The sequence below is a fragment of the Streptomyces sp. NPDC006012 genome (assembly GCF_042871185.1).
Taxonomy (GTDB): domain Bacteria; phylum Actinomycetota; class Actinomycetes; order Streptomycetales; family Streptomycetaceae; genus Streptomyces.
On the sequence record NZ_JBIAIE010000026.1, the window covers coordinates 98621 to 108225 of the forward strand.

General features: G+C 73.9%; 8 protein-coding genes and 1 pseudogene. 2 read left to right on the forward strand and 7 right to left on the reverse strand.

Annotation, left to right across the window (positions count from 1 at the left end):
- Positions 1-112: 112 nt before the first annotated feature.
- Positions 113-1342, reverse strand: coding sequence for a beta-ketoacyl-[acyl-carrier-protein] synthase family protein (locus tag ACFYPJ_RS31955; protein WP_389024748.1), 1230 nt, complete (start codon positions 1340-1342; stop codon positions 113-115).
- A 68-nt stretch (positions 1343-1410) separates the two neighbouring features.
- Here ACFYPJ_RS31955 and ACFYPJ_RS31960 point away from each other — a divergent pair.
- Positions 1411-1497, forward strand: a pseudogene (locus ACFYPJ_RS31960) (acyl-ACP desaturase); the annotation flags it as partial.
- A gap of 60 nt (positions 1498-1557) precedes the next feature.
- Here the strand turns inward: ACFYPJ_RS31960 and ACFYPJ_RS31965 are convergent.
- From ACFYPJ_RS31965 to ACFYPJ_RS31975, 3 genes are read right to left on the reverse strand one after another with little or no spacing between them, the layout of a single operon-like run.
- Positions 1558-2769: a cytochrome P450 gene (locus ACFYPJ_RS31965; RefSeq protein ID WP_389024750.1), complete on the reverse strand. Its 1212-nt coding sequence runs from the start codon at positions 2767-2769 to the stop codon at positions 1558-1560.
- Between the two features lie 23 nt (positions 2770-2792).
- Positions 2793-4025, reverse strand: coding sequence for a beta-ketoacyl-[acyl-carrier-protein] synthase family protein (locus tag ACFYPJ_RS31970; RefSeq protein ID WP_389024752.1), 1233 nt, complete (start codon positions 4023-4025; stop codon positions 2793-2795).
- Entirely contained in the window at positions 4019-4288 is a 270-nt protein-coding gene (locus tag ACFYPJ_RS31975) for an acyl carrier protein (RefSeq protein ID WP_389024754.1), read from the reverse strand. The genes ACFYPJ_RS31970 and ACFYPJ_RS31975 overlap by 7 nt, the downstream gene beginning before the upstream one ends.
- Positions 4289-4842: 554 nt before the next feature.
- Between ACFYPJ_RS31975 and ACFYPJ_RS31980 the strand changes: the two genes are divergently transcribed.
- Positions 4843-5409, forward strand: a complete 567-nt coding sequence (locus ACFYPJ_RS31980; RefSeq protein WP_389024756.1) for a universal stress protein — start codon at positions 4843-4845, stop codon at positions 5407-5409.
- Between the two features lie 19 nt (positions 5410-5428).
- Here the strand turns inward: ACFYPJ_RS31980 and ACFYPJ_RS31985 are convergent, their stop codons facing one another.
- From ACFYPJ_RS31985 to ACFYPJ_RS31995, 3 genes are all read right to left on the reverse strand, one after another.
- The gene (locus tag ACFYPJ_RS31985; protein ID WP_389024758.1) at positions 5429-7975 is read right to left on the reverse strand and encodes a DUF4118 domain-containing protein; all 2547 of its coding nucleotides are present in this window, start codon (positions 7973-7975) and stop codon (positions 5429-5431) included.
- Position 7976: 1 nt separating this feature from the next.
- Positions 7977-8657, reverse strand: coding sequence for a response regulator (locus ACFYPJ_RS31990; RefSeq protein WP_389024760.1), 681 nt, complete (start codon positions 8655-8657; stop codon positions 7977-7979).
- Between the two features lie 130 nt (positions 8658-8787).
- Positions 8788-9495, reverse strand: coding sequence for a potassium-transporting ATPase subunit C (locus tag ACFYPJ_RS31995; protein ID WP_389024762.1), 708 nt, complete (start codon positions 9493-9495; stop codon positions 8788-8790).
- Positions 9496-9605 lie beyond the last annotated feature (110 nt).

Here is a 9605-nt window from a genome sequence, read left to right on the forward strand (position 1 = left end):
CGAGGTCCTGGCCCGGACACCGGGGGGACGTTGATCTCCGACGCGAGTCACCGACAGTACGGGGCGCGGGCCGGCCGTGTCGGCAGCCGCGGGTGCGTTCGTCCGCGGGGCTTCAGGGCGTGCCGAGCACCAGGACGGTGTTCTGGCCGCCGAAGCCGAACGAACTGGACACGGCGACGCCGACCTCCGCGGGACGCGGCACACCGGTGACGATGTCGAGTTCCTGGCCCGGCAGTTGGCGATGCAGGTTCGCCGTCGGCGGGATGTGCTGGTGCTGCATCGTCAGTACGGTCAGCGCGGCCTCGATCGCGGCGGAGGCACCGAGTGCGTGGCCGAGGACGCCCTTGGGCGCGGTCACCGGCGGCGGGGTGCCGTCGAACGTGCGGAGCAGGGCGAGCGCCTCGGCGCTGTCGCCGGCCGGCGTGGAGGTGCCGTGGGCGTTGACGTGGTCCACGTCGCGCGCGGTGCAGCCGGCGTCGGCCAGCGCCGCGCGCAGCGCCCGCTCCGCGCCCGCCCCTTCCGGGTGCGGTGCCACCGGATGGTGGGCGTCGCTCGTACAGCCGTAACCGCGCAGCACGGCCCGGATCCGGGCGCCGCGGGCCCGGGCGTCGTCGGGGCGTTCGAGGACGAGGACGGCCGCGCCCTCGGAGAGCACGAGACCGTCCCGGTCGGCGTCGAAGGGCCGGCAGGCGGCGGCCGGGTCGTCCAGGCGCCGGGAGAGGGCCGTCATCTGGGCGAAGCAGGTGACCGGCATCCGGGAGACGCCGGATTCCGCGCTGCCCGCGAGGACGATGTCGCAGGCCCCGGCGAGCAGCAGGTCCCGGGCCACCCCGATGGCCGTGGCGCCGGAGGCGCAGGCGCTGGCCACGCTGAAGCTCGGCCCGTGGATCCGCAGGTCCATCGCGACCTCGCCGGGGACCATGTTGGGCACGCTGCGGGGCAGCGCCACTGGTGAGACGGCCGTGGGGCGGCCCTCGCCGAGCAGGGTGAACTCCCGGACGTAGGTCTCCAGGCTGTTGCCGCCGATGCCGAGGATGACGCCCACCCGTTCCCGCGGCCAGTGCTCGGGGTCGAGTTCGGCGTCGACGACGGCCTGCCGGGACGCGTGCAGGGCGAGGTGCGTGAAGCGGTCCAGACGCCGGGCGAGCCGGCGGCCGTACACGGCGACCGGGTCGAAGTCGTCGATGCGGCAGGCGATGTCCACCGGCAGACCGGCCAGTTGTGGGTCGGTGCGCGCGAGGCTGCGTCCTGCGCAGACGGTGCGCCAGGTCTCCTCGGCCGTCGGGCCGCCCGGTGTGATCATGCCGATGCCGGTGACGGCGACCTCACGTGTGTGCGGCACGGCCGCCTCCTTCCATGCGCTGGTACAGGGTGCGGAAGCGTTCCGCCGTGGCCTTCGTCCGCTCCAGCGCCACCCGGTTCGGCCGGGACCGGGCGTGGGGCGAGTGGGTGCACCGCTGGACGGCGGAGGAGGACCGGCACGCGCACGCCCTGCGCTACGTTTCAGCAGCCGTTCGGCGCTCGGTTCGAGCGCGGCGAGGAGGTCGGGGGCAGCAGTCATCGCGATGAGTCCGATTCCCGTCGGTCCGGGGCGGGGCCGGGAGGTGCGGTCGCCCGCCGCGCGGTGACGTGCAGGCTCCGTAACTGCGGCATGACGTATCCGGCGGTGGGCGGCGGGGGGCCCGCGAGCCGCCAGGTGACGGCGTACGGCAGCACGGCCCGGACGAAGGCGACCGCCTCCAGCCGTGCCAGGTGGGCGCCGAGGCAGTACTTGGGGCCGTGGCCGAAGGAGAGGGTGCCGACCGCCGCGGGGTCACGGGTGGCGGCGGCGATGAGGACCAGCAGATGGGTCTGCGCCGCGACGGGGACGCCGGCCAGGACCGTGTCACGGCTCGGGATCCGGCTGACCATGGCGGACGGCGGGCAGTGGCGCAGCCAGGTCTCGACCGCGTCGGGGATCAGCTCGGGCCGGGCCAGCAGGGTGGCCGCAAGTGCGCCGCCGTCCTTGAGCAGTTCGCGCATCGCGGTGCCCAGCAGCGCGAACGTCGTGCTGAAGCCGGCCTGCAGCAGCAGCCCGCACTCCGCCGGGGTGACCCGCGACCAGGCGGGCGGGGCGCCGCCCGGGTGGATCCTGCGCCGCAGGGCGCGAAGGTAGCTCTGGAAGTCCGCGAGGGCACGGTCGGCGCTCTCGAAGTCCGTCTCGGTGGGGAACAGTTCACCGACCATCTGGTTGCGCAGCGTCAGTTCGGCGAGATACGCCGCGTCCTCGTCGGGCAGGTCGAGCAGCGCGCACAGCACACGGGCGGGCAGCGGCAGCACCAGGTGCTCGACGGCGTCCGCGACGCCCTCCCGGGACACCACGGAGGCCAGCCGGCCGGCGCAGTCGTCGGCCAGCTCCCGGACGGTGGAGCGCAGGGCGGCGATCACCGGCCGGCTCACGAGCGCGGCGGACCGGCTCCGCAGGGCCTGGTGCCCGGGTGCATTGGTGTTGAGCAGACTGGCCGCGTACTGCTCCGCCGACGGATGGCGGCGCCACCCGGGCGTGTGCAGATCCCGCCAGGCGGGATCCGGCACCCGGAAGTCCGGGGAGCGCAGCGCGTGCCGGCAGACGTCGTAACCGCACAGCACCACGGTGCGCAGGGCCGGTACGGGGAGCACGGCGCCCAGTTCGCGCAGGCGGTCGTAGACCTCGTACGGGTCGGGGGCGCGGCGCAGCCCCAGCAGCAGCCGGGTCGCCCGTGCCTGCACGGACGAATCCGTGCTGATCACTTTCATGAAGCTCTCTCGGGAGGTCAGTCCGCTGCCACGGCCAGGACGCTGTTCTGGCCGCCGGGGGCAGTGGAGACGCACAGTGCCTTCCGCAGCCGTACGCCGCGGGGGGCGCCCGTGACGACGTCCAGGTCCATGCCGGGTTCCTGCTGCTCGTGGTTGGCCGTGGGCGGGACGAGGTGCCGGGCCGCGGTCAGCACCGTCAGGGCCGCCTCGGTCGCGCCGGAGGCCGCTCCGGCGTGCCCGAGGACGGCCTTGGCCGCGGTCACGGCCGGCCGGTGCGGCAGCAGCCGGGTGAGCCAGCGCGCCTCGGCCCGGTCGCCGGCCTCGGTGGCCGATCCGTGCGCGTTGACGTGCTCGACGTCGCGGGCCGCCCATCCGGCGTCGGCGAGCGCGGTGCGCGCCGCCTGTTCGCCGCCGCGGCCCTCGGGGTGCACGGCCGCGATGTGGTACGCATCGCCCGCCGCGCCGTAACCGGCGAGCCAGGCGAGCACCCGGACCCCGCGCGCCTGCGCGTGTGCGGCGGTCTCCAGGACGAGCACAGCGGCTCCCTCGGACGCCACGAAACCGTCGCGTGCCACGTCGAAGGGGCGCACGGCCGCGTCCGGCCGGGCGGCCCGCCGCGCCAGCACGCCCATCTGCGCGAAGGCGGCGAGCGTCACCGGATGCAGCAGGCAGTCGGCTCCCCCGGCCAGCATCACGTCCACGGCGCCGGACCGCAGCAGTTCCATGGCGGTGCCAACGGCGACCAGCCCGGACGCGCAGCCCGCCGAGGTCGCGAAGCCGGGGCCGGCCGCGCCGCGGTCCAGGGCGATCTCGGCCGCGCAGGCACTCGGCAGGGAGCGGGCGAGCCCCATGGGCGAGATCGTCGCCGCCCGGCCGGCCCGCCAGCGTTCGTGGGCGTCGGCGACCCCGGCCACGCCGGTGCCGCCGGCTCCCATCACGACCCCGATCCGGTGCGCCGCGACCTCGCCCGGCGCCAGGCCGCTCGCCTCAGCGGCCTCCCGGGCGGCGACCACGCCCAGTTGCGTCGGGCGGTCCATCCGCCGGGCCAGCCGCCGCCCCAGCAGGGCGTCACCGTCGAATCCCCTGACCCGGCACACCATGTCAACGGGCTCGTCCGCCAGTTCGGGTGCGCGCTCGGCCCGCCCCACCGCGGCGCAGACGGCACCCCAGGTCGGCTCGGCACCGATGCCGCCCGCGCTCACCAGTCCCACGCCCGTGACGGCCACCCGGTCTCGGCAGCGCCTCACCACGTCGGCGCGGCGGAGCCGGCCACCTGCAGACCGTCCGGGGCGCGCAGAGCGGCCTCGAACCGGTCGGCGATCTCGCCCAGCGTCAGGTCCAGGGACAGGTCCACGTCCTCCAGGCGCACCCCGGTCAGGTCGGTCACGATGACCGCCAACTCGGCCATGCTCAACGAGTCCAGCTCCAGCTCACGGCTTGTCGACCGCGGGGTGATCCGGTCCTTCTCGATACCGAATTCCTCCGCCAGCAGCTTCGCGAGCGTGTCGTACATTCAGGGTTCCTTCTTCGCAGTGTCGACCGTGGCCACGACGTGCACCGGCAACGGCCGCCCGGGACGGCCGTCAGAGATCCGCATGCAAAGGGGGCGAGGCGGCAGCGGCCGCCTCAGTGAGTCAAGTCCGAGGTTATGTCCCTGGGTGACGTCACGACGTTGATCAAGGCCCGCCGGACCTTTAGTTGACCCTTACGAGGGACATCCCGTCCGCGGTCGAGATGATCTTGCTGGGGTGGCCGTGGCATCCACCCGTCGTCCCGCGCCGCCACGAAGGCGGCCGGGGCGAACTCCTGCGCCGCGAGACGGAACACGGCGCCTGCCGCGCACCACCGCCCCAGGGGCGCGGCGCCCCGCGGCGGTGACCCGGCGTGGCGGCACGGCACGCGCGCGTGCGCTGGGGACGGCGGACCGGGGAGGTGGTCGTCAGAAGGGTGCCAAGAAGTGGGGTCCGGGGTGGTGGGAAGCCGGGGTGCGGAGGTGGACTGGGGAGGGTTTCCGAGGAGTTCCGTCGGCCGGAGGCACCGGCCGGCGTGTGCAGAACGGTGGATGCGATGTCCGAATCCCGCCCGCCCGCAGCCGCTCGCATCGTGGTAGGCGTGAGCGGCTCTCCGGGGAGTCTGACCGCCCTGGGCCGGGGCGCCGACGAAGCGCGGCGCCGAGGAGCCGAACTGTGGCCTGTGCTGGCCTGGGAGCCGCCCGGCGGCGAGCTGACGGACCGCAGGTCCCCGGCCTGCGCCCTGCTCGGCGAGGACTGGGAACGGCTCGCCCGGGAGCGGCTGGTGCGCGCGCTGCGCGAGGTGTTCGGCGGCATGGACCCGGGGCTGCCCGGACAGGCACTCGTCGTCCGGGGCGCCCCCGGACCGGTGCTGGTGGACGTCGCCGACCGGGACGGCGACCTGCTCGTGGTGGGCGCCGGGCAGCGCGGGCGGCTGCACCGCGCACTGTGGCCCTCGGTCAGCCGCCAGTGCCTCGCCCGCGCCTGCTGTCCGGTCCTCGCGGTGCCGCCGTCCCCGCTGGAGGCGGCGCTGGCGGCCGTGCACCGCCGCAACGCGTGGCGGCTGCGGCTGGACACCGGGGATCTGGCGAGGGAGTTCGAGACCGTCCCGCCGGACGCCTGAGACGCCGGCGGGCCGGCCGTCAGGAGGTGGCCGCCGCCGGCAGTTCCGGCCGCACGGGGCGGCGCCGCGGTGCCGTCCGTACGGCCAGCACCATGGTGAGGCCGCCGCCGGGCGTGTCCTCGGCGTGCAGGGTGCCGCCGATGGCCTCGGCGAAGCCGCGGGCCACCGCGAGGCCGAGGCCGACACCGACACCGCGGGGCGCGTCGCCGTAGCGCTGGAAGGGCTCGAAGATGCGGTCCTTGGCCTCGTCCGGCACTCCTGGTCCGCGGTCCACGACCCGGACCTCGACCCGGTCGGCGAGGGCGCTCGCGGACACCAGGACCTTCGCGTCGGGCGGGCTGTGCTTGACGGCGTTCTCGACGATGTTGGCGACGGCCCGCTCCATCAGCCCCCGGTCGACGTGGACCATCGACAGCGTCTCGGGGATGTCCAGGTGCACGCTGCCCTCGGGCACCCCGCCGAGCGCCCTGGGCACGACCTCGTCGAGATCGGTCTCGCGGATGAGGGGCGTCACGGTGCCGGTGTGCAGCCGGGACATGTCCAGCAGGTTCCCCACCAGGTGGTCGAGCCGGTCCGCGCCCTCCTCGATGGCCTCCAGCAGATCGGCCTGGTCCTGCTGGGACCACTCCACGTCGTCGGACCTGAGCGAGGACACGGCGGCCTTGATCCCGGCGAGCGGGGTGCGCAGGTCGTGGCTGACCGCGGCCAGCAGCGCGGTCCGCATCCGGTCGCCCTCGGCCAGCGCCTTCGCCCGGTCGGCCTCGTGCTGCAGGCGCCGGCGGTCCAGCACGACGGCGGCCTGCGCGGCGAACGCGGCCAGCACCCGGCGATCGGCGGCGGGCAGCACCCGGCCGCGCAGGGCCAGCGCCATGTGGTCGCCGACCGGTACGTCGACGTCGGCGTCCTCCGGGTTCGGTGCCGGTCCGGGTCCGACGCTGCCGGCGCAGGTCCAGGGCGCCGCCTCGCCGGTCCGCTCCAGCAGGGCCACCGACTCCATGGCGAAGGTCTCGCGGACCCGTACCAGCAGCGCCTCCAGGGTGTTCTCGCCGCGCAGCACGTTGCCGGCGAGGAAGGACAGGATCTCCGACTCGGCGCGCAGCCGGGCCGCCTGGTCGGTGCGCCGGGCCGCGAGGTCCACCACCGACGCCACGGACGCGGCGACCGACACGAAGATCGCCATGGCGACGATGTTCGCGGGGTCGGCGACGGTCAGGGTGTGGACGGGCGGGGTGAAGAACCAGTTGAGCAGCAGGGAACCGGCCACCGCGGAGGCGAGTGCCGGGAGGAGCCCGCCGAGCAGGGCCGCCGCCACCGTCAGCGACAGGAACAGCAGCATGTCGTTGGCGAGGCCGATCTGCGGAGTGGCGCCGGCCAGCAGCCAGGTCAGCAGGACCGGGCCGAGCACGCCGACGAGCCAGCCCCGGACGACCCGGGACCGGCCGAGGCGTGCGCCGCGCGCCACGGGCAGTCCGCGGCCCCTGCCCGCGTCGTCGTGGGTGACGAGGTGGACGTCGAGGTCGGGCCCCGACTCCTGGGCGACCGTGGCGCCGACGCCCGGTCCGAAGAGGTACTGCCAGCTCCGGCGGCGGGAGACCCCGAGGACTATCTGGGTGGCGTTCACGCCTCGGGCGAAGTCCAGCAGCGCGGCCGGGACGTCGTCGCCGACGACTTGGTGCCAGGTCCCGCCGAGGTCTTCGACGAGGGTGCGCTGGGCGCCCAGTTCCTTCGGGGAGGCGGTGGTGGCCAGGCCGTCGCTGCGGGCGATGCAGACCGCCAGCACCTCGCCGCCGGCGCCCTTCTCCGCCAGGCGGGCCGCGCGGCGCAGCAGGGTGCGCCCCTCGGGGCCGCCGGACAGGCCGACCACGATCCGCTCCCGCGAGCCCCAGATCTTCGACACCCGGTGTTCGCTGCGGTACTCGGTCAGATACTCGTCGACCCGGTCGGCCACCCACAGCAGCGCCAGCTCCCGCAGGGCGGTCAGGTTCCCCGGCCGGAAGTAGTTCGACAGGGCCGCGTCCACCTTGTCCGGCTGGTAGATGTTGCCGTGCGCCATACGGCGGCGCAGCGCCTGCGGCGACATGTCGACAAGCTCGATCTGGTCGGCGCGGCGGACCACCTCGTCGGGCACGGTCTCGCGCTGCCGCACACCGGTGATCGACTCGACCACGTCGCCCAGCGACTCCAGGTGCTGGATGTTGACCGTCGAGACCACGTCGATCCCGGCGGCGAGGATTTCCTCCACGTCCTGCCAGCGCTTGGCGTTGCGGGAGCCGGGGACGTTGGTGTGCGGCAGTTCGTCCACGAGCGCCACCCGGGGGCGGCGCGCGAGGACCGCGTCCACGTCCATCTCGGTGAACGTGCCGTCCCGGTAACCGACCTCCTTGCGCGGCACCTGTTCCAGGCCGTGCAGCAGCACCTTGGTGCGCGGCCGTTCGTGGTGTTCCACGACGGCCACCACGCAGTCGGTGCCCCGCTCGATGCGGCGGTGCGCCTCCGCCAGCATGGCGTAGGTCTTGCCGACGCCCGGTGCCGCGCCGAGGTAGATGCGGAGCTTGCCGCGGGTCATGTCACCCCTCGAAGCGATAGCCCATGCCGGGCTCGGTGATCAGATAGCGCGGGTGGGAGGGATCCCGTTCCAGTTTGCGGCGCAACTGCGCCATGTAGACCCGCAGATAATTGGACTTGTTGCGTTGCGAGACGCCCCAGACCTCCTGGAGCAGGTACGTCTGTGTGATCAGCCGGCCGGGGTTGGTCACCAGGATCTCCAGCAGGTGCCACTCGGTCGGCGTCAGCCGCACGTCCCGGCCGTCCCGTACGGCCTTCTTGGCGATCAGGTCGATGCTGAAGTGCTCGGTCTCCACCAGGCGCTCGGGGGCCGGCGCAACATCCTCGGTGCGGCGGACGGCGGCCCGCAGCCGGGCGAGCAGTTCGTCCATGCTGAACGGCTTGGTGACGTAGTCGTCGGCGCCCGCGTCGAGCGCGGACACCTTCTCGTCGGAGGCCTGGCGGGCGGAGAGGACCAGGATCGGCACGCGGGTCCAGCCGCGCAGCGCCTTGATGACGTCCACCCCGTCGATGTCGGGCAGACCGAGGTCGAGCAGGACCACGTCGGGCTGGCGCGCGGCGGCGAACCGCAGGGCCGTGGCCCCGTCGGGCGCGGCGTCCACGTCGTACCTGCGTGCCTCCAAGTTGATGACGAGGGCCCGCACGAGCTGCGGGTCGTCCTCCACGACGAGCACCCGGGTCATGAGCGCCTGCCTCTCCTGCTGCCTGGGGCCGTGCGCGCCGGTCGCGGGGCGGCCTGCGCATGAGGGCGGGAGCCGGCGGAACCGGGAGGTCTCCCGGGCCGCCGACTCCCGCGTGAGTCGCGTAAGGCCGTCACTTGCCGGCCACGAGGTCCTTGAGCGCGATGTTGAGTTCGAGGACGTTCACGCGGGGGTCGCCCATGAAACCGAGGGTGCGGCCGGTGGTGTGGTCCTTGACCAGCTGGTCCACCTGGGCGACGGGGAGGTGGTTGCGCTCGGCGACGCGGTGCGCCTGGAGTCCGGCGTAGGCCGGGGAGATGTTCGGGTCGAGGCCCGAACCGGACGAGGTGACCGCGTCGGCGGGGACGTCGGAGGGCAGGACGCTGTAGCCCGGCACCGAGTTGTCCTTGACGACGGCTTCCTTGGCGGCGACCACCTGGGCGCAGAGCGTGCCGTCCGCCGGCTTGGCGGGGCACGTGCCGTGCACGGCGCCGCTGTCCGCGGCGAGGTTGGTGGCGCCCGACAGCACCAGCGCGTACTGCGTGTTGATGCTGTTGCTGCCGAGCCCGTTCGCCGGGCGGCCCTGGAACCACTTCAGGTCCGCGTCGGGGGTCTCCTGACCCTTCTTCAGCGGCAGGTTGTACGACTGCCCGATCAGGGAGGAGCCGACGACCTTGCCGTCCGCCTTGATCTCGGAGCCGTTCGCCTTGTCGTTGAACAGTCCCTGGGCGATGCCGGTGACGACCAGCGGGTAGATGACGCCGGTCACCAGGGTCAGCACGAGGAGGGCGCGCAGGCCCGCACCGAGCAGCCGGACGGTGTTCGAGACGGAGTTGTTCATGGCGATCAGCCGATTCCGGGGATGAGGGAGATGAGCAGGTCGATGATCTTGATGCCGATGAAGGGTGCGATCAGGCCGCCGATGCCGTAGATCCCGAGGTTGCGGCGGAG

Excerpts from the sequence above, each read along its gene's own strand:
- ACFYPJ_RS31985 (WP_389024758.1), bottom strand. The coding sequence starts at position 7,975 with ATGACCCGCGGCAAGCTCCGCATCTACCTCGGCGCGGCACCGGGCGTC.
- ACFYPJ_RS31995 (WP_389024762.1), bottom strand. The coding sequence starts at position 9,495 with ATGAACAACTCCGTCTCGAACACCGTCCGGCTGCTCGGTGCGGGCCTG.
- ACFYPJ_RS31980 (WP_389024756.1), top strand. The coding sequence starts at position 4,843 with ATGTCCGAATCCCGCCCGCCCGCAGCCGCTCGCATCGTGGTAGGCGTG.
- ACFYPJ_RS31975 (WP_389024754.1), bottom strand. The coding sequence starts at position 4,288 with ATGTACGACACGCTCGCGAAGCTGCTGGCGGAGGAATTCGGTATCGAG.
- ACFYPJ_RS31990 (WP_389024760.1), bottom strand. The coding sequence starts at position 8,657 with ATGACCCGGGTGCTCGTCGTGGAGGACGACCCGCAGCTCGTGCGGGCC.